Origin of the sequence: Mycobacterium sp. NPDC051804, assembly GCF_044452905.1 — a bacterium.
In the GTDB taxonomy this organism is placed as follows: domain Bacteria; phylum Actinomycetota; class Actinomycetes; order Mycobacteriales; family Mycobacteriaceae; genus Mycobacterium.
On record NZ_JBITCD010000002.1, the window covers coordinates 590,991 to 617,270 of the forward strand.

The 26,280-nt window shown below is 64.8% G+C and carries 26 protein-coding genes; 10 read left to right on the forward strand and 16 right to left on the reverse strand.

All coding sequences use genetic code 11. The features are described from left to right. Nucleotides 1–110: 110 nt before the first annotated feature. From ACIA48_RS08555 to ACIA48_RS08565, 3 genes are read left to right on the forward strand one after another with little or no spacing between them, the layout of a single operon-like run. Entirely contained in the window at nucleotides 111–524 is a 414-nt protein-coding gene (locus ACIA48_RS08555) for a Zn-ribbon domain-containing OB-fold protein (RefSeq protein WP_396729697.1), read from the forward strand. 19 nt (nucleotides 525–543) lie between these two features. Then, on the forward strand, nucleotides 544–1,692 hold the full coding sequence (locus ACIA48_RS08560; RefSeq protein ID WP_396729699.1) for a thiolase family protein: 1,149 nt from the start codon (nucleotides 544–546) through the stop codon (nucleotides 1,690–1,692). A 2-nt stretch (nucleotides 1,693–1,694) separates the two neighbouring features. After that, complete coding sequence (locus tag ACIA48_RS08565) at nucleotides 1,695–2,924, forward strand: amidohydrolase family protein (protein WP_396730717.1); 1,230 nt, start codon at nucleotides 1,695–1,697, stop codon at nucleotides 2,922–2,924. Here ACIA48_RS08565 and ACIA48_RS08570 read toward each other — a convergent pair whose 3' ends face one another. From ACIA48_RS08570 to ACIA48_RS08620, 11 genes are all read right to left on the reverse strand, one after another. After that, on the reverse strand, nucleotides 2,925–3,701 hold the full coding sequence (locus ACIA48_RS08570) for an SDR family NAD(P)-dependent oxidoreductase (protein WP_396729701.1): 777 nt from the start codon (nucleotides 3,699–3,701) through the stop codon (nucleotides 2,925–2,927). After that, complete coding sequence (locus tag ACIA48_RS08575) at nucleotides 3,698–4,681, reverse strand: NAD-dependent epimerase/dehydratase family protein (RefSeq protein WP_396729702.1); 984 nt, start codon at nucleotides 4,679–4,681, stop codon at nucleotides 3,698–3,700. Before ACIA48_RS08575 ends, ACIA48_RS08570 begins: the two co-directional genes overlap by 4 nt. A gap of 34 nt (nucleotides 4,682–4,715) precedes the next feature. After that, on the reverse strand, nucleotides 4,716–5,909 hold the full coding sequence (locus ACIA48_RS08580; RefSeq protein WP_396729705.1) for an acyl-CoA dehydrogenase family protein: 1,194 nt from the start codon (nucleotides 5,907–5,909) through the stop codon (nucleotides 4,716–4,718). 8 nt (nucleotides 5,910–5,917) lie between these two features. Next, nucleotides 5,918–6,955: an acyl-CoA dehydrogenase family protein gene (locus ACIA48_RS08585; RefSeq protein ID WP_396729708.1), complete on the reverse strand. Its 1,038-nt coding sequence runs from the start codon at nucleotides 6,953–6,955 to the stop codon at nucleotides 5,918–5,920. A 2-nt stretch (nucleotides 6,956–6,957) separates the two neighbouring features. Next, a complete protein-coding gene (locus ACIA48_RS08590; RefSeq protein ID WP_396729711.1) occupies nucleotides 6,958–7,794 on the reverse strand; it encodes an amidohydrolase family protein in 837 nt (278 codons plus the stop codon). Then, nucleotides 7,791–9,407, reverse strand: a complete 1,617-nt coding sequence (locus tag ACIA48_RS08595) for an acyl-CoA synthetase (protein ID WP_396729713.1) — start codon at nucleotides 9,405–9,407, stop codon at nucleotides 7,791–7,793. Before ACIA48_RS08595 ends, ACIA48_RS08590 begins: the two co-directional genes overlap by 4 nt. Nucleotides 9,408–9,409: 2 nt before the next feature. After that, a complete protein-coding gene (locus ACIA48_RS08600; protein WP_396729716.1) occupies nucleotides 9,410–10,618 on the reverse strand; it encodes an amidohydrolase family protein in 1,209 nt (402 codons plus the stop codon). Between the two features lie 13 nt (nucleotides 10,619–10,631). Then, a complete protein-coding gene (locus ACIA48_RS08605; RefSeq protein ID WP_396730719.1) occupies nucleotides 10,632–11,483 on the reverse strand; it encodes an enoyl-CoA hydratase in 852 nt (283 codons plus the stop codon). Nucleotides 11,484–11,571: 88 nt separating this feature from the next. Beyond that, nucleotides 11,572–12,576 (reverse strand): dihydrodipicolinate synthase family protein, encoded by a 1,005-nt coding sequence (locus ACIA48_RS08610; protein ID WP_396729719.1) that lies wholly within the window; start codon nucleotides 12,574–12,576, stop codon nucleotides 11,572–11,574. A 10-nt stretch (nucleotides 12,577–12,586) separates the two neighbouring features. Further along, nucleotides 12,587–13,384 carry an SDR family NAD(P)-dependent oxidoreductase gene (locus ACIA48_RS08615; RefSeq protein WP_396729722.1) on the reverse strand — a complete coding sequence of 266 codons (798 nt, stop codon included), beginning with the start codon at nucleotides 13,382–13,384 and terminating at the stop codon, nucleotides 12,587–12,589. A gap of 13 nt (nucleotides 13,385–13,397) precedes the next feature. Continuing rightward, the gene (locus tag ACIA48_RS08620) at nucleotides 13,398–14,159 is read right to left on the reverse strand and encodes a crotonase/enoyl-CoA hydratase family protein (protein WP_396729725.1); all 762 of its coding nucleotides are present in this window, start codon (nucleotides 14,157–14,159) and stop codon (nucleotides 13,398–13,400) included. 178 nt (nucleotides 14,160–14,337) lie between these two features. On the opposite strand from ACIA48_RS08620, the gene ACIA48_RS08625 reads away from it, so the two are divergent. Continuing rightward, nucleotides 14,338–15,075: a TetR/AcrR family transcriptional regulator gene (locus tag ACIA48_RS08625; protein WP_396729727.1), complete on the forward strand. Its 738-nt coding sequence runs from the start codon at nucleotides 14,338–14,340 to the stop codon at nucleotides 15,073–15,075. Nucleotides 15,076–15,078: 3 nt separating this feature from the next. On the opposite strand, the gene ACIA48_RS08630 is transcribed toward ACIA48_RS08625, so the two are convergent. The 4 genes from ACIA48_RS08630 to ACIA48_RS08645 form a co-directional block, all read right to left on the reverse strand. Next, a complete protein-coding gene (locus ACIA48_RS08630) occupies nucleotides 15,079–16,254 on the reverse strand; it encodes a thiolase family protein (RefSeq protein WP_396729729.1) in 1,176 nt (391 codons plus the stop codon). Nucleotides 16,255–16,332: 78 nt separating this feature from the next. After that, nucleotides 16,333–17,205 (reverse strand): enoyl-CoA hydratase/isomerase family protein, encoded by an 873-nt coding sequence (locus ACIA48_RS08635; RefSeq protein ID WP_396729731.1) that lies wholly within the window; start codon nucleotides 17,203–17,205, stop codon nucleotides 16,333–16,335. 10 nt (nucleotides 17,206–17,215) lie between these two features. Then, entirely contained in the window at nucleotides 17,216–17,983 is a 768-nt protein-coding gene (locus tag ACIA48_RS08640; protein ID WP_396729733.1) for a FadR/GntR family transcriptional regulator, read from the reverse strand. Next, nucleotides 17,983–18,636: a hypothetical protein gene (locus ACIA48_RS08645; protein WP_396730721.1), complete on the reverse strand. Its 654-nt coding sequence runs from the start codon at nucleotides 18,634–18,636 to the stop codon at nucleotides 17,983–17,985. Before ACIA48_RS08645 ends, ACIA48_RS08640 begins: the two co-directional genes overlap by 1 nt. A 111-nt stretch (nucleotides 18,637–18,747) precedes the next feature. Between ACIA48_RS08645 and ACIA48_RS08650 the strand changes: the two genes are divergently transcribed. The 6 genes from ACIA48_RS08650 to ACIA48_RS08675 are packed head-to-tail and all read left to right on the forward strand — an operon-like array spanning nucleotide 18,748 to nucleotide 25,625. Then, complete coding sequence (locus tag ACIA48_RS08650) at nucleotides 18,748–19,542, forward strand: enoyl-CoA hydratase/isomerase family protein (protein ID WP_396729736.1); 795 nt, start codon at nucleotides 18,748–18,750, stop codon at nucleotides 19,540–19,542. Nucleotides 19,543–19,565: 23 nt separating this feature from the next. Further along, nucleotides 19,566–20,369, forward strand: a complete 804-nt coding sequence (locus ACIA48_RS08655; protein ID WP_396729738.1) for an enoyl-CoA hydratase/isomerase family protein — start codon at nucleotides 19,566–19,568, stop codon at nucleotides 20,367–20,369. After that, complete coding sequence (locus tag ACIA48_RS08660; RefSeq protein WP_396729740.1) at nucleotides 20,366–21,157, forward strand: enoyl-CoA hydratase/isomerase family protein; 792 nt, start codon at nucleotides 20,366–20,368, stop codon at nucleotides 21,155–21,157. The genes ACIA48_RS08655 and ACIA48_RS08660 overlap by 4 nt, the downstream gene beginning before the upstream one ends. Beyond that, nucleotides 21,157–22,617 carry a class I adenylate-forming enzyme family protein gene (locus tag ACIA48_RS08665; protein ID WP_396729743.1) on the forward strand — a complete coding sequence of 487 codons (1,461 nt, stop codon included), beginning with the start codon at nucleotides 21,157–21,159 and terminating at the stop codon, nucleotides 22,615–22,617. The genes ACIA48_RS08660 and ACIA48_RS08665 overlap by 1 nt, the downstream gene beginning before the upstream one ends. Then, on the forward strand, nucleotides 22,610–24,124 hold the full coding sequence (locus tag ACIA48_RS08670) for a class I adenylate-forming enzyme family protein (RefSeq protein ID WP_396729745.1): 1,515 nt from the start codon (nucleotides 22,610–22,612) through the stop codon (nucleotides 24,122–24,124). Before ACIA48_RS08665 ends, ACIA48_RS08670 begins: the two co-directional genes overlap by 8 nt. Then, nucleotides 24,117–25,625: a class I adenylate-forming enzyme family protein gene (locus ACIA48_RS08675; protein WP_396729746.1), complete on the forward strand. Its 1,509-nt coding sequence runs from the start codon at nucleotides 24,117–24,119 to the stop codon at nucleotides 25,623–25,625. The genes ACIA48_RS08670 and ACIA48_RS08675 overlap by 8 nt, the downstream gene beginning before the upstream one ends. On the opposite strand, the gene ACIA48_RS08680 is transcribed toward ACIA48_RS08675, so the two are convergent. Beyond that, entirely contained in the window at nucleotides 25,600–26,277 is a 678-nt protein-coding gene (locus tag ACIA48_RS08680; RefSeq protein ID WP_396729748.1) for a GntR family transcriptional regulator, read from the reverse strand. The genes ACIA48_RS08675 and ACIA48_RS08680 overlap by 26 nt on opposite strands. Nucleotides 26,278–26,280 lie beyond the last annotated feature (3 nt).

Below are 26,280 nucleotides of genomic sequence, written 5' to 3' on the forward strand. Positions count from 1 at the left end.
CAGATCCGGCAGAACGTGGGCTTGTGTTCGATCACCGGTGCCACGCCGACTAGGATACTGTAATAGTTACAGTTGGGATAGGCTGTTGCTCCGACTAGGGAGGATCACCCATGCAGAAGGCGCTTGCGCCCGAAATCTCGACCTGGCCGCAGGACAATCCGCAGCTCGTCGGGAGCCGCTGCGGCAGCTGCGCGGCCACCGCCTTCCCCGTCCAGCAGCGCTGCCCGAGGTGCAGCCGCGGCGAGATGTCCGAGGTCCTGCTCCCCCGGCGCGGAACGCTGGTGGCGTGGACGACGCAGGGATTCCCGCCCGGCGCTCCGTACAAGGGCGCCACAGGTAAGGACTTCGTTCCGTTCGGCGTCGGCCTGGTGCAACTCGACGACGTCATCCGCGTCGAGGGCCGGCTCACCGAGAACGATCCGGCCAAGTTGGAGTTCGGCATGGACGTCGAGCTGACCATGGTGCCGTTCACCACCGACGAGGAGGGCAACGAAATCGTGACGTTCGCCTTCCAACCGGTCTAACCGAAAGGTTCCACAAGCCATGACCAACGACGTCGCCATCATCGGTGTCGGGCTACACCCGTTCGGCCGCTTCGAAGGCAAATCGGCCATGGAGATGGGCGTCGACGCCATCTTCGCCGCGGTCGCCGACGCCGGTGTCGAGTGGAAGGACATCCAGGCCGCCACCGGTGGCAGCTGGACCGTCGCCAATCCCGACGCCATCGTCGGCATGGTCGGCCTGTCCGGAATCCCGTTCACCAATGTGTTCAACGCATGCGCCACTGCCGCCAGCGCCGCGAAGGCCTGTGCCGACGGAATCCGGTTGGGCGACTACGACATCGGCATCGCCGTCGGGCTGGACAAACACCCCCGGGGCGCGTTCACCGAGGATCCGGCGCTGGTGGGTATGCCGAGCTGGTACGCCGAGAACGGCCAGTACCTCACCACACAGTTCTTCGGGATGAAGGCCAACAAGTACCTGCACGACCACGGCATCTCGCAGGAGACGCTGGCCAAGGTCGCGGCCAAGAACTTCCGCAACGGCGCCCTGAACCCCAACGCGTTCCGTCGCAAGCCCATCGCCGAAGAGGACATCCTCAACTCGACCATGCTGAACTACCCGCTGACCCAGTACATGTTCTGTGCGCCCGACGAAGGTGCAGCCGCGGTGGTCATGTGTCGCGCCGATATCGCGCACAAGTACAGCAAGAAGCCCGTGTATCTGAAGGCCGTCGAGGTTCGGACGCGCACCTATGGCGCCTACGAGGTGAATACGACGTTCGCCCCGGTCGATCAAGTTCCGGCACCCACCGCCTACGCCGCCAAAAGCGCGTTCGAAAAGGCCGGTGTGGCACCGGAGGACGTCGACGTGATCCAGCTGCAGGACACCGACGCCGGCGCCGAGGTCATCCATATGGCCGAGTGCGGATTCTGCGCCGACGGCGATCAGGAGAAGCTGCTGGCCGACGGCGCCACCGAAATTCACGGCGCGTTACCCATCAATACCGATGGCGGACTGATCGCCAACGGTGAACCGATCGGCGCTTCCGGTCTGCGGCAGATCCACGAGTTGGTGCGCCAGCTTCGCGGCGAGGCGGGCGACCGGCAGGTGCCCGGCGAGCCGAAAGTCGGCTTCGCTCAGCTATACGGTGCACCCGGCACCGCCGCGGCGACGATCCTCACGAGGTGACCATGGCTCAGTTCACCGGGGCGCCGATCTTCGACGCCGACCAGCACATGTACGAGACGCCGGAATCGCTGACGAAGTTCCTGCCCGAGAAGTATTCGCGCGCCGTGCAGTTTGCACAGTTCGGCAGGCACACGCGAATCGTGATCAACAACAGGGTCAACGACTTCATCCCCAACCCGACGTTCGAGCGTGTCGCCGCACCCGGCGCGCACGAGAAGTTCTTCGCCGGCGAGAACACCGAAGGGCTGACGCTGCGCGAGATGCAGGGGCCGGCCATCGATGCGCCGGCCGCGACGCGCAATCCCGTCGACCGCATCGCCGAACTCGACCGCCAAGGTGTCGTCGAGGCATTGAACTATCCGACGCTGGCCAGCCTCATCGAGCACGCGACGGCGGACGATCCCGAGCTGTCACTGGCCGTCATCCACGCGTTGAACCAGTGGATGCTCGAGCAGTGGACGTTCAACTACGCGGACCGTGTGTTCTCGACGCCCATCATCAACCTCTCGGAGGTCGACGGCGCCCAGCGTGAGCTGGAGTACCTGCTGGCCAACGACGTCAAGGTCGTGTTGATCAAACCCGGCCCGGTCAACGGCATCCGGGGCTGGCGCTCACCCGCGCTGCCGGAGTTCGACCCGTTCTGGCGCGACGTCGAAGCCGCCGGTCTGCCGGTTGTGCTGCACGCCAGCTATCCCCCGCTCGACGACTATGTCGCGAAGTGGGAACCGCCTTACACCCAGAACTTCATGGCGCAGAGCGCATTCCGCTGGATGGTGTTGGGCCACCGGGAGATCTCCGACATGATCGCTGCCCTGATCTGTCACGGCACGCTGACCCGATTCCCGAAGCTGCGAATCGCCAGCGTCGAGAACGGTAGCTCGTGGATCTTCCCGTTGTTCAACGACTTCGAAGATCTCCACAAGAAGATGCCGCAGAACTTCCCCGAGCACCCGCATGACGTGTTCCGCCGGAACATCTGGGTGAGCCCGTTCTGGGAGGGCTGCGTCTCCGATGTCGTCAGCACCGTCGGCTGGGACAAGGTCCTGTTCGGCTCGGACTACCCGCACCCCGAGGGACTGGCCGAACCGAAGGGGTTCTGGAAGTACGCCGAAGGTATGGACGAGCGACGCACCTACGACTTCATGGGTGACAACGCACGGCGGTTCATGGGCCTACCGATCGCGAACCCCGACCCGGCTGCGGTCGAGCCGCCCGTGCTGTCGAACGCCTGACTACTTGCGCATGCCGCCGCTGACGGTGATGTCGTCACAGGTCACAAACGATGACGCTTTACTCGCGAGATAGAGTGCGGGTCCGACGATTTCGCTGACGTCGGCAACGCGTTTTTGGGTATTACCCTCGGCGAGCATCGCCATCGTGCCCGGCTGTTGCGCCTCGAAGCCGGCGATCATCTCGGTCGCGAAGGGTCCTGGGCTGAGCACGTTGACCCGAATCCTCCACGCCGCCCATTCGTTGGCCATCGACACAGTCAGGTGACGAAGCGCGGCCTTCGACGCCCCGTACGCGACGGAGATTGGCGTCGACGCATACCCTTCCATCGACCCGATGTTCACGATGCTGCCGCCTCCGCCCTCCCGCATCACCGGTGCGACGCACTGACTCATCCGCAGCGCGCCTTCGACGTTGACACTGAAGATCTTTCGCCACAGATCGAGTTCAACCGTCGACACGGTCTGCAAGGTCGGGTTGATCCCTGCGTTGTTCACCAGCACGTCGATCCGCCCGCACTTTTGCACGACCTGGTCGACGAACCCCGGAATGGCGTCCCAGTCACCGACATGGCAGGCCAGTCCGACGACGTCGCTGCCGGTCGCCTCGCTGATCTCGGCCGCCACCGCATCGCAGCTCTCCTGCTTTCGGCTGGCGATGACAACAGACGCACCCGCCCGGGAGAAGCCCTCGGCAATCGCGCGGCCCAGGCCCCGGGTCGCGCCGGTGACGATCGCCACCTGGCCGGTGAGATCGAACAACTCACCTGGATCACTCATGATCGGCGGGCTACGTCCTTGGCGTTGTCGACATGGAACCGTGCCGCCTTTCGGATCGACTCGGCGGCGGGGCGCGGCTTCCAGCCGAGTTCGCGCGTCGCTTTGCCGTGATCCGCAGGCGAGGTGGTGTGCAGGAGTCGCACGCCTGTCACGTCAATGACGGGATCGCGTCGCAGCACGCGCGACACCACGCCGCTGAGGAAACCGGCGGCGTACATCACCGCGAGTGGGATGCCGAAGCGCGGCGGTCTCGCACCGACGCCTTCTGCCGCAGTTGTCAGCAATTCCTGCATCGGCATGTAGGTCTCGGAGATGATGTAACGCTCGCCGACCCGCCCGTGCTCAGCGGCGAGCAGGAACGCGTCGGCAACGTCCTCGATGCCCACGACCTCCGTGGACACGCCTTTGACGTAGACCGGAAGCTGTCCCTGGGCAGCTAATTTCACCATCAACCCCTGATTGGGCTGCCAGTCGTGCGGTCCGTACGGGTTGGACACGTTCAACGCGACAGCGGGTAGCCCCCGTTCGCGGGCGTAGCGCAGGACCAACTCCTCCGCCTTGAGCCGCGACTCGATGTAGGGGCCTCCGACGCCCGGCCAGTTGAAGGCGTCGTCTTCGGTCGCCGGACGGCCTTCGCCGAGGGCGATCGTGCCAATGGTGCTGCAGAACACGAACCGATACAGATCGGCTTCGGTGGCGATATCGAGCACCCGCTGCAAGCAGTTGACGTTGGTTTCGAAAAGTGGTGCCGGGTCGCGCAAATGGAACCTGGTATCCACCACGCAGTAGTACACGACATCGCGGTCGGCCATTGCCGCGCACAAGGCGTCCTCGTCGTACAGGTCGCCGTAGCACCGCTCGACGTCGAGGTCGTCTATCCCCATCGTCTTGCTGGACTTGCGAAGCAACACGCGGACGTCGTCGCCGCGCTCGACGAGCTTTCGCGTGACATGGGAGCCGACAAAGCCACTGGCTCCCATGACGAGGGCTTTTTGCGGCCGGCGAGGCGTCAACCTACGACGCTTTCTTGGTGACAGGCGCGTACGCCGGCTTACCGAGGCCAAGCACGTACTGCGCGATCATGTTTCGGAACACCTCGAGCGTGCCGCCGTAGATGCCGACCAGCGGTGCGAACCGGTAGACGTACTCGGCGGCTCCGTCATCGGCGGCCCCGTCGGTGCCGATCGGCAAGGAAGCCGCCGTACCCAGGATGTCCATCAGATCGGGCGAGATGTCGCGCATCGTCTGAGCGAGCGCGACGCGTCCGAAAATGCTCGGGGCGCTCAGCGAGGCTTCCATCCGGGCGACGCTTCGGCCCAAGCGGTAGGCGACGGAACCGTCGTCGATCAGTCGCCGGCCATCGGGTCCCGTCTCGGCAACCTTGGCGGCCGCCTTGTCGACCGCCGTGGCCATGAATCCGGCCTGATGCATCATGATCGACACGTCCTGCAGACCGTCCTGCGCGGCTTCCACCGCACCGTGTTCGACGTTCAGCGGTTCGCGCACCACGGTCCAGCCGTCGTTCACCTCTCCCAGCCGGTACTTGTCGTCGACGCGAACATCGCTGTAGTAAACGATGTTCGTACGATCACCGTCGACGGTACGAACACCTTGGATCTCGATCCCCGGTGAATCGAGCGGGACGAGAAACATGGTCAGGCTCTTGTGTTTCGGTGCGGCCGGATCGGTGTTGGTGATGAGGAAGACGTATTGACAGTTGTGCGCGCCGGTGGTGAACATCTTTGATCCGTTGATCACCCAGCCCTCACCGTCACGCACCGCGCGCGTCTTGCAGGTCGCTACATCCGACCCGCCCTCGGGTTCGGTGTAGCCGAGGCAGAGTCGGGCACGGCCGCTGTATACCTGCGGCATCACCTCGGCTTTGAGTTCGGCTGTACCGAACTTCTCGACAGACCGCGCGATCATGGCGGTGGTGCCCGAGGTGACCCAAGGCACGTGGGCCCGTCGCTTCTCCAGTGCCCAAATTCGGGCCCGAAGGCGATCGAAGCCGCCTTCGGACTCCGGTTTCCATTCCTTCGCAAGGTAGCCCGCTTCGCCCAGCGCAAGGTGCACGCCCTCGTCGAAATTGTCGCCGGTCTCGCGATCACGGCGGATCACCTCGTCGGTGACGTGGGTGCGCAGGAAGGCGCGCGTCTCGTCGAGGAAGGCCTGATCGTCGTCGGAGAGTTCGACCCGTGAGAAATCCATTGCGTCCCTTAGCTGCTTTCCCGTGCGACGACGATCTCGGCGATGTACTTGGCGGTGACACCGGGATCGCCACCGGCCAGCGACCATCCGCGGGCCCGCACCAGATAGGCGGTAGCGGCGGCTTCCGCCGAAACACCGAGGCCCCCTTGGACGTGTACCGCCATCGTCGCCGCCTTCGAGGCCTCTTCGGCCATGAACACGAACGACGACGGGGCCAGCTCGGGACGCTCGTCGGGCTCGTTGTCGAGGAACCACGCTGCGCGCCGCGCCAGGTTTCGTCCACCCTGGACCGTGATGGCGATGTTGGCGAGCGGATGCGAGATGCCCTGCAGTGTCGAGATCGGGACGCCGAGCGTGTAGCGGGACTTGGCGAACTCGGCGGCGATGGTCATCGTCTCCTCTACAAGTCCGACCAGCGCTGCCGCGGTGAGGACTCGCCATTCATCCAGTGCCCGTTGATATTCGGCCAATGCTTCCGAACCGCTGCCCAGGACGGTGCGATCATCGGCTGTGCTGGGGTCGACCCAGGCCATCGGCATCTTGCCGATGTTGTCGACCTTGGCCGGGCGGCTCCCGAAGGTCAAGCGCACGACATCGTCACCGTCGCGCACGATGATGTGGTCCGCGATCGATCCGGTCGGGATCAGCCGAACCCCGGACACGTTGTCTTGCCTTGGATCAAGCGCGATCAGTTGCTTACCGTTGACCACATCGGGCTCGGCCGTTCCGAGCCGCGCCAGCAGCCGGGCCGCACACACGTGGTCGATCCAGGGAACCGGGGCCAGCGCCCGGCCGAGTTCCTCGGCGACCAGCGTCAGGTCGACGAGCGTAGCGCCGTCACCTCCGCTGGATTCGGGTAGCGCCATGCTCGTTGCACCCATGCCGCACAGGCGTTCCCACAAGCTCTTGTCGAAACCGGATTCCTCGGCGGCACGAACGGTTTCGATCGGGCAGTGCGTTTTGAAGAACTCCCGATACGCGGACTGTATCGCCTCGTGGTCGTCAGACAGGCTGTAGTCCAGCCTCCGCAGTTCGTAGCGGTCCATCGTCACTGCTCCTCTCGGGGCCCGAAAAAGAAATCCTGTGCATTGTTGTAGAGGTAGTTCTCCAGCACCTCGGCGGGCAGATCCAGCGCCAATGCCTCAGGCACCACGCGGTGCATTCTCAGCACCGGCCAGTCCGAAGCGAAGATCACCTTGTCGGGCCCTCGGGTGCGCATGTAATGCAGCAGGCTGTCCGGCAGTCGCTTCGGCGACCACGCCGACGTCATCAGGCGCAGGTTCTTGTACTTGATCAGCAGGCGGATCGCGACATCCCACCAGGGGTCGGCCCCGTGAATCATGCAGAGCTTCAGCTCGGGGAATCGCACGCAGACGCGGTCGAGGTGAATCGGGTTCTGCGCCTCCCCGGGGATCGGCGGACCAGGCAGCCCTGTGTTGATGCACAGTGGCAAGCCGAGCTCGGCGCACTTGGTGTAGAGCGGGTAATAGACGGCGTCATTCGGCGGGTACTGACCGTCACCCCAAAAGCTCGGCCCCACCGCGGTATACGCCACCGGCAGGTCGCGGACGACGGCGCTGAGTTCTCGCAGCGACGGCATAGGTCGCAGCAGGTTCACACCACCCACGGCTAGGGCGAACTTGTCCGGTCGCTGGTCGACGAACTTGCGAGCCGTCACCGACGGCTTCGTCAGGTTGTCCATCAGGATGGCCTTTTCGACCCCGCGCTCGTCCATCTCCTCGAGCAGCTGCGGCAGCTCGACCTGGTCGTAGAGCGACTGCGGTCCTTTGAAATAGTCGTCACGCACCTTGAGCATGAACTCGGGCTGCTTCTCGGTCTCGCCGAAGTGGACGTTGACCAGGCAGTCAATAGCCTTCGGGCTCATGTCAGCGACGCCTCCTGCACGGCAGTGGCTTTCGCCCAGCGATAGTCCGGCTTACCGTTTCCGAGCCGACGGACCTGATCGACGATGATGAACTCCTTCGGCGCCTTGAACCGCGCGAGATGCGACGTGCATTGACGATGGAGCTGATCCGGGGTGACGTCGACAGCCTCCTTAAGGGCCACGAGGGCGACGAGTTCTTCACCCCAACGGTCACTGGGCCGCCCGACCACCAGCGCGTCCACCACACCCGCGTAGGCGCGCAGCACTTCCTCGACTTCTTCGACGAAGACCTTCTCACCCCCGGTGTTGACGACAAGCGAATCTCGTCCGAACAACTGCAGCGAGCCGTCGGCAGCGAGCGAGCCACGGTCGCCGGAGATCACCACCCGCTGCCCCTCGACGACGGGGAACGTCTTCCGGGTGGCAGGCTCGTCGTCGAAATAGCCGAGCGGGATGCGGCCAGCGCGCGCGACGAAGCCGACTTCCTGCTCCCCCGGTTGCAGAAAGCGGCTGTAATCCTCGGACAGGACCAGTGCGCCCTCTCTGAGCACGAACGTGTCCTTCTGATCCCCGACCTGACTGCGCCCGAAGCCGACGTTCCCGGTTTCCGATGAGCCGTAGCCGTTGATCAAGGTGATCTGCGGAAGCAATTCCAGCAGCGCCTCTTGGTGTTTCGGATTGGTCGCCGCTCCGCCGGTGCCGATCGCATACATCGACGACAGATCGTAGGAACCGGAGCGCAGTTCCTCCACCAGTGGCCCCGCGTAAGCGTCACCGACCATCGTCATCATGCCGACCTTCTCACGCTCGGCTGTCTCGAGTACCGCACTCGGGTCGAATCGGGTCTTGTCGTAGAGGACGATCGGCAGCCCATTGAGTAGCCCCGCGAAGGCTGTCCACATGCCGGCCGCGTGCATCAGCGGCGACACCGCGAACCATGGCTGACCCTCGAATCCGAGCTTGGCGTGGATCTCGTCAATCGTCTCATGGTCGGCGCCGTTCATGGACACCACGTAGGTGTCGCTCTGCCGCCACATGACTCCCTTGGGGCGGCCAGTGGTCCCGCCGGTACACACCATCATCACGTCGTCGGGCGACGGCACTGAATCGTGGTCCGTATCTCCCTGCGCCAGAGCATCTTCCAAGCTGATGGCGCCGGGTAGGAGCGGGACGGAGCTGTCGTCGTCGACCGCGATCATCACGCCCGCCGCAGCTGGCGGGAGAACGTCGGCGAACTTGGGCCCGAACGAGCGGTGGTAGATGACGGCCCGCGGTCTGAGGTATTCGAGAAGCTCGGCCACCTCACGCGGGGCGTAGTTGTAATTGACATTGACCGGCACCGTGCGCGCCTTCAGCGAACCGATGACCATGTCGGGGTACAGGTCGTTGTGCATGATGAGCGCGACGCGATCCTGTCCGCACTCCCAGTTCTCGAGCTCGGCCCGTTCCCGCTGCGCGCCCAGCCCGCGGGAAGCCAGGAAATTGGCCAGACGGCGGGTGCGCTCCGCCGACTCGCCAAACGTGCTGCGGCGCGTGCCGCAGACGGTCATCAGTCGGTCGGGTACGGCTTCGGCGATAGCGTCGAGCACCGCCCCGATAGTCCATTCCCCCATGGCTACGTCGAGGCCGTCACGTTCGCGCCCAACAGCTCGAGTGCGTTGTCGCGCATGACCTTCCGGGTGTCCTCGTAACTGAATTCGGGGAACTGCGGGATATCGGCGGTGAAGGTCATCGGATCGGCCAGGCCCTCACCGTGCGGCCAATCCGACCCGAACAGGATCTTGTCGACACCGATGGTGGCGGCGAGCAGCTTGACGTCGTCCTCGTAGTACGGCGCGATCCAGACGTTGTTCCTCAGCTGTTCCACCGGATCCTCTTTGAAGTGGTACGGCGCGGTGTTGGCGGCCTTCTTGAGCCGTTTGATCAGGCGGTAGACGAAGTACGAGCCGTTCTCGATGCTCGCCACCTTGAGTGTCGGGTGCCGCGTGAACACCTGATGCACGATCATCGAGGCCATCGAGTCGTGGATGGCACGGTCGTCGAGCAGCACCTGGTCGAGCGGATCCTTCTTGCCGAATCCCTCGAAAGTGGCTTTACCACCCCACTGTGCCGCGATCGCGAGATAGCCGCTGTCGGAGAGGTGGAAAATCACCGGAACGCCGGCCTCGGCCAGCCGGGCCCACACCGGATCGTGCAACGGGTCACCCAGCGAGCGGGGCTTGACCGACCCGGGGACGGGCGCGGGCCGCACGCATACGTTCTTCGCACCGCGCGACAGGACGAACTCGACCTCCTCGACGGCCTTGGCCGGATCGGCCAGCGAGATGATCGGCGCCGACAGGAACCGGTGGTCGGGGCGGTCGAAACCCCAGTCTTCGTCCAGCCACAGATTGAATGCATGCACCGTCGCCATGGTCGCTTCGATGTCGTGCTTGAGAGCTTCCTCCACGCCGCACGCGAAAGTCGGCAGCATGAACACGGTTTCGAGGTTCTGCTTGTCCAGGATCTTCAGCCGGGCATCGCGATTCTGATACTCGGGATGGTCGGATAACCGGTCGACCTTCATCAGTGAGGCCGGGTCCACACCGTCGGGGATTTCCCCGCGGAACAACAGGTCCAGGCAGCCCGGCTCGATGATCGGGTCGAACGTCGGGTTCGGGATGAAGTGATTGACCACGCCCCCCATGACCGCGAACGTGCGCTTGCCTTCAGTGAGCATTTGCACGCCGCGACGCTTGAATTCCTTGGGCAGGTGGCGGGTACAGGAGTCGATCGTCTCGTAGTAGTGGTTGTCGACGTCGATGGCCATGTAATCCAGGGTCACGATTCCTGTCCTTTCAAGATCGTTGGGCTGGCGGGAAGTTGGGCTGACGCTTTTCGAAGAAACTGGTGATGCCTTCGATGAAGTCGGGACGCTGCATGGATTCGTGCATCAGCTTCTCGGCATCGTCGCTGGCATCGAAAACTTCGCGCATGGTGTCTGCGTACACCTGTTGTTTGATCACCGCCAGCGAGCTGGGCGCACAATTGGCGGCGATGTCCTCGGCATAGGCGATCGCCCGCGGTAGCAACTCCTCCGGTGCGACGACCTCTTTGACCAAGCCGAGTCGCTGTGCCTCGTCGGCCAGAAAGACCCGGCCGGACAACAACAGGTCGAGAGCGACGCCCTGGCCGACGACGCGGGGCAGGATCCAGGAGATCCCGTATTCCGCGATCAGGCCCCGGCGGGCGAATGATGTGGTGAATTTCGCGCCGTCGGCCGCGAACCGCACATCGCACATCAGCGCCATGGTCATACCCATGCCGGCACAGGCGCCGTTGATCGCCGCGATGACCGGCTTGCGCATCGTGGTCGTGAAGTGTGGATGGCGCGCACCGACCAGCTTGCCGACGTCGGTGTCCGCCGCGGCGTCGACGGTGGCGGCGCTGATCGAGCTGAGATCGCCCATGTCCGCTCCTGCGCAGAACGCGCGGCCCTTGCCGGTGACCACAACGGCCCGCACGCCGGGATCGGCTTCGGCGTCATCGAGACGAAGGTAAAACGTGGTGGCCAGCCCGCCACCCCAGCCGTTCATCCGCTCGGGTCGGTTGAGAGTCAGCACCGCGACGCCGGTGTCGAGCACCTCGTAAAGCACCGGTTCGTTCTGATCGGAGGCAGCGGGGTCAGCGACGCGATCCTCAACGCTCACCCGTCGGCCCTCCTCAGGCTTCTCGAACTGCATGTATGTGCATACTGTACACCTATCGGTAGTGCCTTCCGCAACCGTCTGCCGGTCATCAGCCGACCAGACCGAACCGCCGATACGCAGCGTCGATCTGGTTTTTGACCTCCTGCGGCACCACGGCCTGCGGCGGCCGCGAGTGGGGGTACGACCCAATGGGCAACCCAAGCACCGACGCGGCGTACTTGAACGCCCCGCCCCAGTGAGTGAAATAGTCGGGCCGACCCGGATAGCACGTGAAGCACCCGCCGATGTCGACGGTGAACTGGTCGATACCCGATTTTTCGGCGTAGTCGATAGCCTCGGACAGCTTGTCACCCCATACGAGTTCCCAGTATTCGGAGAACGCACGACGTTGCGGGGTGTCATACAGATAGCCAGACGTACCCAATTGCGCGGGCCCCACGATGCCCGCGCGCAACCACCCTGCGCGGTAGACAGTCGTCTCGCATTCCCAGATCGTCAGGTCTGGCGCCAGGTTGTGCAGCTGACTGCTCGCGGTCGGCCGGAACGCACCCTCCTTCGTCGCGCACACCGCGGGGATCTCGTCGTAGATCCGCGCACCTTCGGCCGGTGTCAAGACGTACCCCGACGACGGCGAATTGAACATGCCCAGCGCGATATCGCTCCGGTCAGCGATGTACCGGAAGAAATTCAGCACACCCTCGCCGCCGTGCGCCTCCATCATCGGCGTCTGGATGTAGACGATGTCGGCCCCCGCCTGTTGCGCGTGCAACGTCAGCTCGAGGCAGTCCTTCGCGGACGTCGCAGCGGTGCAGGCCTGCACGACAACGTCGGGATCAGCTGCTCGGCCTTCCTCAATGGCGACCTCCAGCAAGCGCTTTCGCTCATCCGTCGTCAACGACCAGAACTCCGCGATACCACTGGTGCACCACAGCATCGGGTGGCGCAACTCACCTACGCAGTAACGCACCAACGTCCGGTAGGCGTCCCAGTCGATGTCGTCGCCGTCGTCGCCACAGAACGGCGTGTACAAGGAGTTCCCTATCCCCCGCAAGTTGCCGCGGGCCCACTCACGCGCGTCTTTGGCTGTCGCCACTGTTGCCTCCTCAGGTGAAGTCGCTGCCTCCGTCGACATTGACGTTGGCACCGGTCATGTACGAATTTCGCCGCGAAGCGAGAAACGCAACGACAGGACCCATTTCGTCGGGCAGACCAGCGCGCGGTAAGTGCGCCGGATGACCGAAGTGCTCGTCGATGGCCGACATCAACGCGTACGGATCGCTGCCGTCCACCCCGACCGACGCGGCCCAGCCGACCAACGCCTCGGATGCGATGCTGCCCGGCGAAACGACGTTGACCATGATTTCGTCCTTCGCCAACAGCAACGAGAGGTTCTTCGAGATGCTCGTCAGTGCCGCCTTGGCAGCCGTGTACGCGGGCAAGATGACGCTCTGACGTTGCGTCGAGTGTGCCGAGAAGTTCACGATGCGCGCCCACTGCGCTTTTCTCAGCAGCGGCAGCGCGGACCGTACACAGTGCACCATCCCCATCACGCCGTCGTCGAACGCTGCGCGCCACTGATCGTCGGTGAGGTCGTCGAAGGTGCCGACGGATCCGGGACCGACCGCGTTGATGAGGACGTTGAGTTCACCACCCCACCGCGTACTCAGCTCGTCGAAAACCCGCTGCACCTGCTCGGCATCGGAGGTGTCGGCCACCAGTCCGAGCGCATCCGGGCTTCCTCGCTCGGCCAAATCCGTTGCAGCGGCATCGAGTACCTCCATCGTCCGGCCGACGACGGCTACCCGCGCGCCGTCCTCCGCAAGGCAGCGGGCAGAGGCCAGTCCCATGCCGCGCCCGCCTCCGACGACGACCGCGCCCGCATCAGCCAACCCGAGATCCATGTGGCGCGCGCCGTCAGGTGCCGGTCCAGTTGGGTGCGCGCTTCTCCGCGAACGCGACCGCCCCTTCTTTCGCGTCGTTCGACGAAAAGATCGGAACGATGTACTCGAGTTGCTTCTTCCACATTTCTTCCTCGCTCCAACCAGCGGACTTGACGAGGATTTCCTTGGTGGTGGCGACCGCGAGCGGACCATTGGCCGTGATCTGTTCGGCCAATTCGATTGCGCCGGCTAGCGCTTCGCCCGGTTCGGTGAGCACGTTGACGAACCCCCACGCCTCGGCCTGCTCGGCGGTGAAGCTCTCTCCCGTGAGCGCCAGTTGAAGGGCCTTCTGATACGGGATTCGCTTGTGCAGACGTAACAAACCGCCACCTGCGGCCACGAGGCCGCGCTTCACCTCGGGGATACCGAATTTCGCCGTCCGCGATGCCACCACCAAATCCGTCGCGAGCACCACTTCGGTGCCACCCGCCAGCGCGTAGCCCTCCACGGCCGAGATCAGCGGTTTCCGCGGCGGCCGTTCGGTGAAGCCGATTCCGCGACCGGGAATCGCGACCATCTCACCCGCGGCGAAGGCCTTCAAATCCATACCCGAACAGAAATTGCCGCCCGCTCCGGTCAGCACCGCGGCGGAGAGGTCTTTGTCCTCGTCGAGTTCATCGACCGCGTCGGCCAGCCCCTGGCTGACGGCAAGGTTCACCGCATTTCGCGCCTCCGGCCGATTGATCGTGATGACGAGTACGCGCCCCTGGCGCTCCGTCAGGATTTCTTCCGACACACTTCGCCTTTCGCCTAAGCAGCTAGAAACACTTACTATAGGGCTTACAGTAAAGAAGCGGAACGGTGGACCAGTACGGTTGACCGCAAGGGCTGAGTGGCGACACACCTGCGTAGACGCAGATCAGAGGGCAATTGCCGGTACATTCAGTCCACGAGTCGAAATGGAGGTGCCGTACGTGGCAAGGCAGGCGACCGCCGAAAAGCGTCCACGGCGCGAGCGCGGGTCGATCAATCCGGACGACATCATCAAGGGTGCGTTCGAACTCGCCGAGGAAGTGGGCATCGACAACCTGTCCATGCCGCTGCTCGGTAAGCACCTCGGGGTTGGCGTGACCAGCATCTACTGGTACTTCCGCAAGAAGGACGACCTCCTCAACGCAATGACTGACCGCGCGCTGCGCCAATACGTCTTCGCCACGCCCTATGTCGAGGCCAAGGACTGGCGTGAGACGCTGCGCAATCACGCGCGGTCGATGCGAAAGACGTTCCTGGGCAACCCGATTCTGTGCGATTTGATCCTCATCCGTTCGGCCCTGAGCCCACGCACCGCGCGGCTCGGCGTGCAGGAGGTCGAGAAGGCGATCGCCAGCCTGACGGAGGCCGGGTTGTCGGCCGATGACGCCTTCGACACGTATTCCGCAGTGTCGGTACACGTCCGCGGTTCGGTGGTGCTCCAGCGCCTGCGCGAGAAGAACCTTGCGACTGACGACGGTCCTGCCGATATCGACGAAGCGATGGCGATCGACAGCGATTCGACGCCGCTGCTTGCCCTGGTCACCGAGAAGGGCCATCACCTCGGCGCGGCCGACGACAAGAACTTCGAGTTCGGTCTCGAGTGCATCCTCGACTACGCCGGCCGGCTGATCGACGAGGCCAAGAGCACGCCACCGAAGAAAACCGCGCGCAAACGCTAGCGATTAGACCTCGACGACGACCGCGCCGCCCTGGCCGCCGCCGGCACACATTGCGGCCACACCGATGCCGCCGCCGCGCCGCTGCAGTTCGTAAACGAGCGTCGTCACCATGCGCGCACCCGAGGCCGCGATGGGATGGCCCAGGCTGCAACCGCTTCCGGAGAAGTTCACCAGCTCCTCGTCGATCCCGTACTCGCGGCAGGCCGCGATCGGCACCGACGCGAATGCCTCGTTGATCTCCCACAGCGCGACGTCCGACGGCCGCAGACCGGCACGGTCGAGCACCTTGCCGATCACCTTGACCGCGCCGAGTCCGCAGTCGCGGGCGGGGACACCCGCTGCGCCCCAAGCCTTTACGGTGGCCATCACGGGAAGGTTGTTGGCCTCCGCGTAGCCGCTCGCGACGAGCGCCACACCCGCGGCGGCATCGTTGGTGCCGCTGCTGTTGCCCGCGGTGATCGAGAAGCCCTCGATCTCCGGGTGCAGGACCTTGAGTCCGGCCAGCTTCTCGACGGTGGTGTCGCGGCGGGGATGCTCGTCGACGCTGAAGTCCACGACCGATCCGTCGAACTGCTGGATCTTCATCGGGATGATCTCGTCGAGGAACTTGCCCGCGTCCTGCGCCGCGACGGCCCGCTCATGTGACCGTGCCGCCCACGCGTCCATCTCCTCGCGCGTGATGCCAACCGACTGCGCGGTGTTCCAGCCCACCGTGATGGACATGTCCTTCGTCGGCGCATCGGGCGTCTCGACGTGCGTAGGCGGCATCCACCGCTCCTCGAACTTCAGCTCGGGGCCCGGGATCCGCCAGTTCGTCAGAGGGGTCATCGACAGCGACTGAACGCCGCCTGCGATCAGCACGCGCTCCATGCCCGAGCCGATCTGCGCGGCCGCGTTGCCGATCGCGGTCAGGCTGCCTGCGCAGTGCCGGTTCACCGACTGACCCGGGACGTGATGCAGCCCCGTCGCGTCAGCGGCGTAGCGTGCCAGATCGCCGCCGCCGTAATGCGATTCGGCGAAGATGATGTCGTCGATGTCGGCGGGGTCCACACCGGAACGGCGAACCACCTCGGGCAGCACGGTGGTGATGAGTGTCTCGGGCGGGGTATTGACCAGAGTCCCCTTGAAGGAACGGCCGATTGCCGTCCTGGCTGCACCGACGATGACGGGTGTGGACATGTTTTCTACCTCGGGTTTCGGCTTCGGTAACTTTACAAAAGTAGCAGAGAGTGTTGCTTTCCCAGAAGGTGAGGGTGCTCACTCCGGCTCGGGGACGTGGAAGTGCTCGTCACGCAGCCGGAACGCCTCCTTGGTGCCGTGCTGCGCGCGGGTCTTCACGAAGTTGAACTCACCCGGGGCGAACTGCAGGTTTGTCCCGTAGGCGTGGAACAGATAGCTGGCCACCTCCTCGCCCTGGTAGGCCTGGCTCTGCTCGACAAGGCGAAACGCTTCCTTGGCGATGACGACGCCGTCGGCGGGCATTTTCGCGGCCTTTTCCGCCCAGTACCGGGCCCTCGCGGTGACCGACGCCGGATCGCAGGTTTCGGTGAACACTCCGAGGTGTTCGACGGCGCCGGCTTCGATGATGTCGCCGGTCAGCAGAAGTCGCCGCGCCAGCACGGGACCGAGGCGATGGAAGAACATGTGCAGGCTGCCCAGCGCAGGGCCGAGGAACCGGGTGGCGGGCATGCCGATCTTGGTGTTGCGCCCGATCACCGAGATGTCGGTCATCAACGCCATCTCGAAGCCGCCGCCGAGCGCATAGCCGCCGATCTCTCCCACCGTGATCTTCGGAAAGCCCATCAGGTTGTGATAGAAGCCGAACGACTTGCGGTCGACGGTCAGGCGCCGCCGCTGGCTCGGACGACGTTTCGCCTCGGGCGCGTCTTTCTCGCCATACCAGCCGTACGCGTTGTTCATGTCCGCCCCGGTGCTGAACACCCCTTCGGCACCGCGCAGCAGCACGACGGTCAGATCGTCATCCTCTGCCACCTGGTCGAGGTATCGGCCGACGGTCTCGCGCATCGCCGCGTCGTAGGAGTTGCGCTGAATCGGGTTGTTGAACGTGATCGTGGCGATGCGCTTGTCGCGGTCGACATCGAAAAGCACCCGGTCGTCGGTGGTCGTCATCGGAAGTCCTTCACTCGGCATTGGAAATCAGTTTGGCCTCAATGGTTTTGTCCGCACCCACGGCAAGCGTGTTGCGTCGCGCGGCAGACAGGTGGTCCTGCGCCAGCTTCACTGCACGCGCCTCGTTGCCGTCGCGGATCGCGTCCACCAGCCGTTGGTGGTCGCGAAGTGCGGCCCGCATGGTTTTGAGTTCCATCGGGTCACCCTCGTCGCTCCACACCGAAGACTCATGCGCCGACCAGATCAGCTCCAACGATCCGATCAGCAGGATCATCGGCTCGTTGCCGCAGCGGGACACGAGCGCTTCGTGAAACCTGCGGGCATTGGGCACGTATCTCGTCAGGTTGTCGAATTGCTCTGTCTGAATTTGGATCTCGGCTTCGAGGTACGGCACGACCTCGGTCATCCGATCGTCACGGGCGGCACACAGGCCCGCGCAGATCGGCTCGAGATGCATCAACGCACCGCTAACGTCAGCGGGAGTCGCAGATCGGGTCTGCAGCACCATGCTGATCATGTGCGCCGTGCGTTCGGCCGACGGCGGATGAACGATCGCGCCGCCCATATTCCCGCGGCGCACGGAGATCAACCCGTCGGTCTCCAGAATGTGAATGGCCTCGCGCAGAGCGGGCGGGCTGACACCGAACTCGGCGAGCAGGGTCTCCTGCGATGGCAGGACGTCACCTTCCTTGATGCGTCCGGACAGGATGTCGTCACGAAGGCGCGATGCCACGATCTCGGCGACCCGTGGCTGACGAATCCGCTGCACGCTGGTCATCAGCCGGTCGCCCGACGGTGTCCGAAATCGAAGACGCTGAGCTTGTCGGGCGACGAAGCGGCCGTGCTGAATTCGCCGATGCACAGCACTTCGTCACCGAGCAGCAGGCGTGCGGTGGAGGTGACCCGGCCGTCGGCTTCCGTGCGAGCAACGTCGAACCCGAGCTCCATCAGGACCGGAGTCGGCCGTCGAAATGTCACCGTCAGCGAGCGGGTCTTGCCGGTGCGCCCTGACGCGCAACTCTGATGCTGGGTGATGCAGTCGAAGAACACCGCCAAAAAGCCGCCGTTGACCAACCCCGGCGGCCCTTCGTAGACCACCGGAAAAGTGACCCGGCCGGATGCGGTGTCGGCGTCCATGGCGTCGAAGCTGTACTCGGGGAAGCACGGGTTGTACGCGCCGACGTCGAAGGCGTGGTCCAGATAGACCCGTTGGTCGTCGGTGCTCTGCGGACCAATACGAGGGGTTAAATCGGACGGTGCGGCAGGGGCGAGCTCCCGTTCCCACTCGGCGATCTGGGCGACCATGGCGTCGACGGTCGGGTGCTCGTGTTCCAACGACAACAGCAGCCCGGTCAGCCTGCGCAGCGCCCCGGCGGCTTCCACCGTCTGGGGCAGCGGTTGCTCACCGAATCGCGAGGTGCCCTTGGCCATCGGTTGCCTTTCGCCTGCCGCCTGTTCCGTCAGCACGCTTTCCTTGCTAACTTGTACAAGATAGCAATACTGTATGCCTAACCGTATAACGAGGGAAGGGCGGAGGCAACGGTGACTGACGACGGGGCGGTGACGACCTCCCGCGTAGACGGCGTACTCCATGTCACGCTCGACCGGCCATCACGGCGCAACTCGTTGAGCCCACAGATGGTGGATGCGTTCGTCGACGCACTGACCGACGCCGCCACCGACGACTCGCTTCGCGCCGTCCACATACGCGGCGGCGGAGCCGATTTCTGCGCGGGGGTCGACTGGGTCTCGGCCAACAGCGGTGAACGTCCCCGCACCGGCGACCTCGTACGCCGCGTCCCGCATGGCGCGCACCGCGTGATCGAACTGGTCCACACGATCCAGTTGCCCGTCGTGTGCAGTGTGCGCGGCTGGGCCGCGGGACTGGGGTGCAATCTGGCGCTGGCCGCCGACTTCACCGTGGCGGGTACGGACGCCGTGTTCTGGGAGCCGTTCTTGGACCGCGGATTCAGTCCGGATTCTGGGTCGACGTGGCTGCTGCCGCGGTTGGTGGGCTTGGCGCGGGCGAAGAGCATGCTGCTGTTGGGCGAGAAGGTCAGCGCAGCCGACGCCGCCGACTGGGGATTGATCCACCGTTGCGTGGACGGTTCCGAACTCGACGACGCCGCCGCAGAACTGTTGACTCGGTTGGCTTCCGGCCCCACTGTCGCGATCGGGCTCGCCAAACAGGCCATCCACTACGGGCTGGACGCGACGCTGCCACAGACGATGAACCAGGAGCTGTTCAACCTGGAGTTGTCGTGCCGTACCAAGGATTTCAAAGAGGGACTCGCGGCCTTCCGCGAGAAGCGCACGCCGGAGTTCGGTGGCCGGTGACCCAGACGGAAAAGGATCAAGCCATGTCATTTGAGGACATCACCTACGAGGTCGACGGGCACAAGGCCACGATCACGCTGAACCGACCCCACGCGCTCAACGCGCTGAGCCCCCACATGATCACCGAACTCCGCACCGCATACGACGAAGCCGAGAACGACGACAACGTCTGGATTCTGATCGTGACCGGCACCGGTCGTGCGTTCTGCACCGGCGCGGACGCCAAGCAGATCCCCGAAGACGGCAAGGTCATCAACGAGCGGCCCTACCTGTCCACCTACGAACAATGGGAGGCGCCGCAGGAGGGCACGCCGCCGTTTCGCCGGATGGCCAAGCCGGTTCTGGCCGCTATCAACGGCATCTGCTGCGGCGCCGGATTGGATTGGGTGACAACCGGCGACATCGTCATCGCATCCGACAAGGCAACGTTCTTCGACCCCCATGTGAGCATCGGACTCGTGGCCGGCCGGGAGATGGTGCGATTGGCGCGGGTGCTGCCTCGAAACGTCGCGCTGCGCATGTCGTTGATGGGCAAGCACGAACGGATGAGCGCGGAGCGCGCCTACGAACTCGGCATGATCAGCGAGGTCGTCGACGACGACAAACTCCTCGAACGTGCCCACGAGATCGCCGATATCGTCAACTCGAATGCCCCACTGGCCGTTCGGGGCACGCGCCTGGCGATCCACAAGACCCTCGACCTCCCCCTGAATGAAGCCGAGATCCTCGCCGAAGCGTTCCGCGAGCGGAATCTGCACACCCAGGATTCCCTCGAAGGACCCAAAGCGTTCGTCGAGAAGCGCGCCCCGAACTGGCAATGCCGATGACCTCGAACGGTTTCGAGACGATCTTGCTCGACGTGGACGCGAGCGCGCACGTCGCGACGATCACGCTGAACCGCCCGGACTCGCTGAACTCGTTCAACCGGACCATGTGCGAGGAGATGGCCGAGGCATGGCGGATCGTCAAGCTCGACGATTCGGTCAATGCAGTGGTCGTGCGCGCGGCGGGTAGCCGGGCGTTCTCCGCGGGGCTGGATGTCAAGTCGCCCTATGGCCAGCCGGACAACGTGTGGAATCACGAGGATCCGGGCGAATACCTCAGCCCCAAGTGGCAGAAGATGTGGAAGCCTGTCGTATGCGCCGTGCAAGGCATGTGCACCGCAGGCGCCTTCTACTTCGTGAACGAATCCGACGTCGTCATCTGTAGTGACGACGCGACGTTCTTCGACTCGCACGTCAGCGTCGGCCTGGTGTGCGCGCTGGAGCCGATCGGCCTGATGCGCCGCGTCGGCCTGGGTGAGACACTGCGAATCGCGTTGATGGGCAACGACGAACGGGTGAGCGCCGACACCGCACTGCGGATCGGCCTGGTGTCCGAAATCGTGTCCGCCGACCAGCTGTGGGCCCGCGCCCACGAGATCGCGACAGCGATCGCGGCCAAGCCACCGACGGCGACCCAGGGCACCGTGAAGGCGATCTGGGAATCACTGGACAAGCCCTACCGCGCGGCGATGGAGCAGAACCTGATCTACACGAGGCTGGGAAATCCGCTCGGACAGGCCGAACTCGCCGCCCGCTCCCCCGGCAACAGGTCCACGCCGAGGCTGCGCTGATGGCCACACATCCGCTCAGTCGGCGCATCGGCGATGTGCTGAACCTGCGGCCAGAAGGTCCCGCCGTCGAGTTCGACGCTCAATGGCTGACATGGGGCGAAGTTGCCGCGTTGGCTGGCCGTGTCGAAGCGCTCGATGTTGCGGGCCGCCAGGTCGGAATCCTGTTGCGCAACAAACCGGCCCACGTCGCGGCGTTCCTCGGAGTGCTGATCGGCGGCGGGACGGTCGTCGTCATCAACCCGTCGCGCGGCGACGACCGCATCAGGGCCGACATCGAATCACTTCGCCTACCGTTGGTCATCGGCACCGGCGACGATCTGACCTCCCTGGTGACACCGACGGCGTACACCACGACCGCGGCGATCTCCACCCTCACCCAGCCGCCCGCCGTGACTGCCGCGCGCGAGCCAACTGGGAAGGCCGGCCGTGCCGGGGTCGCGGTGCGGATGCTGACCAGTGGTACGACGGGTCCGCCCAAGCGCATCGACCTCACCTACGACATGCTGGCCCGCAGCGTGATCGGCACCGACTTCGACTCCACGCCGGCACCGACGGAACCTCGACGTGGCGTCGCTATCGTCAACGCCCCGCTGGTGCACATCGGCGGTGTGTTCCGCGTACTCCAATGTGTCTGCGAAGCACGGTCTTTTGCACTGCTGGATCGCTTCGAGCTCGACCGGTGGGCGGATGCGGTGCGCAGGCACCGTCCGCAGGCGGTCTCATTGGTTCCCGCGGCGCTGCGCACCGTCCTGCATTCCGGCCTGACCCGCGACGATCTGCAGAGCATCCGCGCCGTCACCTCGGGCACCGCGCCGCTCTCCGCCGAGGATGCCGACGCCTTCACCGACAAGTTCGGCATACCGGTGCTGACGTCCTACGCCGCAACGGAGTTCGGCGGCGGCGTCGCAGGCTGGTCGCTACGTGATTACGAGAAGTACTGGGAAGCCAAACGAGGCAGCGTGGGCAGGGCCACGCTCGGCGCGCACCTGCGGGTCGTCGATGACGATGGCACACCCGTCGCCGACAACGAACCGGGGCTACTCGAGGTGAGGCCCGGTCAGCTCGGGCCGACCGGAGACTGGATGCGGACCACCGACGTGGCACGCATCGACGCGGACGGGTTTCTTTGGATCCTCGGCCGCGCCGATCAGGCGATCATCCGCGGCGGCTTCAAGGTAATGCCCGACGACGTGCGCACGGCTTTGGAGAGTCATCCCGCCGTGCAGGGTGCGGCAGTGGTCGGCCGACCTGATCAGCGGCTCGGCGAGACACCGGTGGCGATGGTCGAGCTGCGCGAAGCCGTCGAGGTCGCAACGCTGCTCGACCACCTCCGAACACGGTTGGCGCGCTATGAGATTCCCACCGATATCGCGATCGTCGATCAGATCCCCAGAACACCGTCCGGTAAAGCCGACCTGACCGCCGTCCGCGGGCACTTCACCTCCGTCGAACATGCCTGACGCCACCGTCGCCGACGTATTGCGCGAGCAGGTGCGCAGGCGCGGCGACCATCCGCTCCTGGTGTGCGACAGCGAGCGCCTCAACTACGCCGAAGCTGACCGCCGCTCGGCCGAGCTGGCCTGCGGACTCCTTGGCCTCGGTGCAGGCAAAGGCACTCACGTCGGCGTGCTTTACCCGAACGGCGCCGAGTGGATAGTGGCGATGCTGGCTGCGGCGCGTATCGGCGCGGTGGTCGTTCCGGTCTCGACGTTCGCGACCGCCCCCGAGATGGCGGCCCAACTCGCACACGCCGACGTCGAGATCCTGCTTGCGGCGGAGTCGTACCGCGGCAACAACTATCGCCAACGGCTGGCCCAGATCGACCACACGCGGCTCCCGCTGCTGCGTCACGTTCTCATCGAGAGTGCGCCGCGTGATGTCGCCGACGAATCGCTGCTAAAGGCAATGGAGGCCGACGTCGACGCCTCGGATGTGCTGGCGATCATCTACACGTCGGGTTCCACCAGCGCCCCCAAAGGTGTCATGCACACGCATGCGTCGCTCCTCGACCACCAGCACGTGCTCAACGACATCCGCGGCCTCACCGCAGAGGACAAGCTGTTTTGCAACTCACCGTTCTTCTGGGTGGGTGGGATCGCGTTCTCGATCTTGGCGTGCATGCTCGCCGGCGCCACGCTCGTATGCTCCAATGCCGTTGACCCTGGCGAGACACTCGACCTCCTGGAGTCCGAAAAGCCGACGATGACCAATGGTTTCGTGGGGGGCATCGCGGCGCTGGCCCGTCACCCCAGCCTGGCGCAGCGCGATCTGTCGTCGATGCGCCGCGGAAATCTGTATCCGATCATGGCACCGGATGTGCGACCAGCGGACCCAGAGCTGCGACACACCATGCTGGGTATGACCGAGACCGGCAGCGTCATCACGATCAGCGCCGATGAAACCGACCAGCCCGAGCATCGCCGCGGATCGTTCGGCAAGCCGGCGCCGGGCTTCGACACCGCGATCATCGACTCCGACACCGGCGACCGTGTCGAGCAGGGGCAGGTCGGCGAACTGTGCGTCCGTGGACCGTTTCTGATGCAGCGGTATTACAAGCGCACCCGTGAGGAATGCTTCGACTCTGACGGCTGGTTTCACACCGGCGATCTCGTACGTACAGATGCCGACGGCTTTGTCTACTTCATCGGCAGGCGCGGCGCGATGATCAAGACCGCGGGCGCCAACGTCGCACCGGCGGAGGTGGAGAAAGCGATCGCCAAGGTCACCGGCTTGGTGGCACACGTCGTGGGGTTGCCCGATCCCGATCGCGGGCAGGTGGTGGCCGCCGTGATCACGCTCGACGAAGGCGCCGAGTTCGACGAGGGCACGCTGCGGGAACGGCTCAAGGCAGAGCTGTCCGCGTACAAGATTCCGCGGCGGTTTGCCGCGGTGCCCGGTTCTGACATCCCTCTGATGTCCAGCGGAAAGATTGACATGCCGCGTCTGACAAAGGTTTTCGATGCCTGACACGATCGACGAATTGGTACGGCTGCACGCTATACATCAGGCCGACAAACCGATGGTGATCGACACCGAGGGCCGGGTCACCTATTCCGAACTGGACGTCGTGACCCGTGACCTGGCGGCGGCCTTCGTGTCTGCGGGTGTCGGCAAGGGCACTCGAATCGGTCTGATCATGCCCAACTGCGTGCAGTGGGTGCAGATCGCGATTGCGCTCACCCGCATGGGTGCGATCCTGGTTCCGCTGAGCACACTGCTGCAGCCACCCGAGCTCGTCGCCCAGTTGCGCGTCGCGTCGGTGCAGCACCTCATCGCCGTGAAGGAGTTCCGCGGTCACCGCTACCTCGATGAGGTGGCGCGGGAGCGGCCGAATCTTCCTGCGCTGCGCGAGGTGTGGGATGCCGATGATCTGCCGCAGGGCACTGCCGATTCACGCATCGACGCGATAACCGCTATCGTCACCCCGAGCGACACCCTGGCGATCATGTTCACGTCGGGCAGCAGCGGCCCGCCGAAAGGCGTGATCCACTCACACGGCAACGCGCTGGGTGCGGTGCGATCGGGCCTGGCCGCCCGCTGTATCGACGCCGACACCAGGCTGTACCTTCCGATGCCGTTCTTCTGGGTCGGCGGATTCGGCAGTGGTGTGCTGTCGGCGCTGCTGGCCGGCGCCACCCTGGTCACCGAGCAGATCCCCCGACCAGATACGACACTGCAGCTGATCGAGCGCGAACGGGTCACCCTGTTCCGCGGCTGGCCGGACCAAGCCGCGGCGCTGGCACGCCAAACCGATTCGGTGACAGCCGATCTGTCCTCGCTGCGGCCCGGCAGCCTCGAGGCGTTGCTACCCGCCGATCAGCGCGCCGAACCCGGCGCCAGGGCGAAGCTGTTCGGGATGACCGAATCGTTCGGGCCCTACTGCGGCTATCCCGCCGACACCGACATGCCGCGATCGGCACGGGGCAGCTGCGGAAAACCGTTCGACGGTATGGAGGTTCGGATCGTCGACCCCGACGACGGCACGCCCGTCGCTCGCGGCACGATCGGGATGATCCAGCTCCGCGGACCCCACATGATGCGTGGCATCTGCCGACGCGGCCACGATGATCTGTTCACCGCCGACGGCTTCTACCCCACCGGCGATCTCGGCCACCTCGACGACGACGGCTTCATGTTCTACCACGGTCGCTCCGACGACATGTTCAAGGTCAGCGGCGCGACGGTGTACCCCAGCGAAGTCGAGGATGCGCTGCGCGCGATCGACGGCGTCGGTGGAGCGTTCGTCACCGAGGTGGACGGAGCCGTCGGCGCGGTCGTGATTTCCCAACTGGGTGTCGACGAACTTCGTGACGCGGCGCGCCAACAGCTCAGCGCCTTCAAGGTTCCGACGGTATGGCTCGCCGTCGACAGCGACGACACGGTGCCACGTAAAGCAACGGGCAAGGTCGATGTGCCCCGACTGCGCGAGCTACTGCGCGGGGCTACTGAACCACACCCCGCTCGGTGAGGTGCTCGATCAGCGGCTGAGCTCCCGCCGCCAGATGCTCGGACATCGCTGTGCGGGCGAGGTTTTCATCGCGCTTCTCCAACGCCGCCAACAGCCGACGATGGTGCTCGTTCGACTTCTCCGGCCAGCCCGCGATGATCGGGAACACTGACTCGGGCGCGTAGCGGGTGATCTGCGACATCAGCTGGGCGAGTTTCGGTGAATCCGAGGCGACGTTGATCGCGCGATGAAACTCGTGGTTCAGCCGCACCGCGCGTTCGTCGTCTTCGGCGGCGTACGCGTCTTCCAGGTCGGACTGGATCTGCTGTAGTTCGCGCAGTTGGTCGTCGGTGATGTTCGCCGCGGCGCGCGCGGCGAGTTCACCGCCAATGTAGGCCTGCACATCGGACACGTCGGTGAGGTCGCGGCCGGTCACCGGCAGCACCACGAAGCCACGGTGCGGCTGCTGAGCCAACAGCCCTTCGGCCTTCAGCTCGAAAAGTGCCTCGCGCACCGGGGTGACACTGACGCCGAGATCAGCCGCGAGCTGGTCCAACCGCACGTAAGTGCCTGCGGCATAGGTGCCGTCGAAGATCCGCTTACGCACGATGCGCGCGACGTCTTCGGCCAGCTGGGTCCTCGCCAGCGTCTGGGGAATCTCGGGGACGGACACGGA

What these genes read in the sequence shown, in the direction of transcription:
- ACIA48_RS08555 (WP_396729697.1), top strand. Translation starts at nt 111, where the DNA reads ATGCAGAAGGCGCTTGCGCCCGAAATCTCGACCTGGCCGCAGGACAAT.
- ACIA48_RS08560 (WP_396729699.1), top strand. Translation starts at nt 544, where the DNA reads ATGACCAACGACGTCGCCATCATCGGTGTCGGGCTACACCCGTTCGGC.
- ACIA48_RS08565 (WP_396730717.1), top strand. Translation starts at nt 1,695, where the DNA reads ATGGCTCAGTTCACCGGGGCGCCGATCTTCGACGCCGACCAGCACATG.
- ACIA48_RS08570 (WP_396729701.1), bottom strand. Translation starts at nt 3,701, where the DNA reads ATGAGTGATCCAGGTGAGTTGTTCGATCTCACCGGCCAGGTGGCGATC.
- ACIA48_RS08575 (WP_396729702.1), bottom strand. Translation starts at nt 4,681, where the DNA reads ATGGGAGCCAGTGGCTTTGTCGGCTCCCATGTCACGCGAAAGCTCGTC.
- ACIA48_RS08580 (WP_396729705.1), bottom strand. Translation starts at nt 5,909, where the DNA reads ATGGATTTCTCACGGGTCGAACTCTCCGACGACGATCAGGCCTTCCTC.
- ACIA48_RS08585 (WP_396729708.1), bottom strand. Translation starts at nt 6,955, where the DNA reads ATGGACCGCTACGAACTGCGGAGGCTGGACTACAGCCTGTCTGACGAC.
- ACIA48_RS08590 (WP_396729711.1), bottom strand. Translation starts at nt 7,794, where the DNA reads ATGAGCCCGAAGGCTATTGACTGCCTGGTCAACGTCCACTTCGGCGAG.
- ACIA48_RS08595 (WP_396729713.1), bottom strand. Translation starts at nt 9,407, where the DNA reads ATGGGGGAATGGACTATCGGGGCGGTGCTCGACGCTATCGCCGAAGCC.
- ACIA48_RS08615 (WP_396729722.1), bottom strand. Translation starts at nt 13,384, where the DNA reads ATGGATCTCGGGTTGGCTGATGCGGGCGCGGTCGTCGTCGGAGGCGGG.
- ACIA48_RS08630 (WP_396729729.1), bottom strand. Translation starts at nt 16,254, where the DNA reads ATGTCCACACCCGTCATCGTCGGTGCAGCCAGGACGGCAATCGGCCGT.
- ACIA48_RS08635 (WP_396729731.1), bottom strand. Translation starts at nt 17,205, where the DNA reads ATGACGACCACCGACGACCGGGTGCTTTTCGATGTCGACCGCGACAAG.
- ACIA48_RS08640 (WP_396729733.1), bottom strand. Translation starts at nt 17,983, where the DNA reads ATGACCAGCGTGCAGCGGATTCGTCAGCCACGGGTCGCCGAGATCGTG.
- ACIA48_RS08645 (WP_396730721.1), bottom strand. Translation starts at nt 18,636, where the DNA reads ATGGCCAAGGGCACCTCGCGATTCGGTGAGCAACCGCTGCCCCAGACG.
- ACIA48_RS08655 (WP_396729738.1), top strand. Translation starts at nt 19,566, where the DNA reads ATGTCATTTGAGGACATCACCTACGAGGTCGACGGGCACAAGGCCACG.
- ACIA48_RS08660 (WP_396729740.1), top strand. Translation starts at nt 20,366, where the DNA reads ATGACCTCGAACGGTTTCGAGACGATCTTGCTCGACGTGGACGCGAGC.
- ACIA48_RS08665 (WP_396729743.1), top strand. Translation starts at nt 21,157, where the DNA reads ATGGCCACACATCCGCTCAGTCGGCGCATCGGCGATGTGCTGAACCTG.
- ACIA48_RS08670 (WP_396729745.1), top strand. Translation starts at nt 22,610, where the DNA reads ATGCCTGACGCCACCGTCGCCGACGTATTGCGCGAGCAGGTGCGCAGG.
- ACIA48_RS08675 (WP_396729746.1), top strand. Translation starts at nt 24,117, where the DNA reads ATGCCTGACACGATCGACGAATTGGTACGGCTGCACGCTATACATCAG.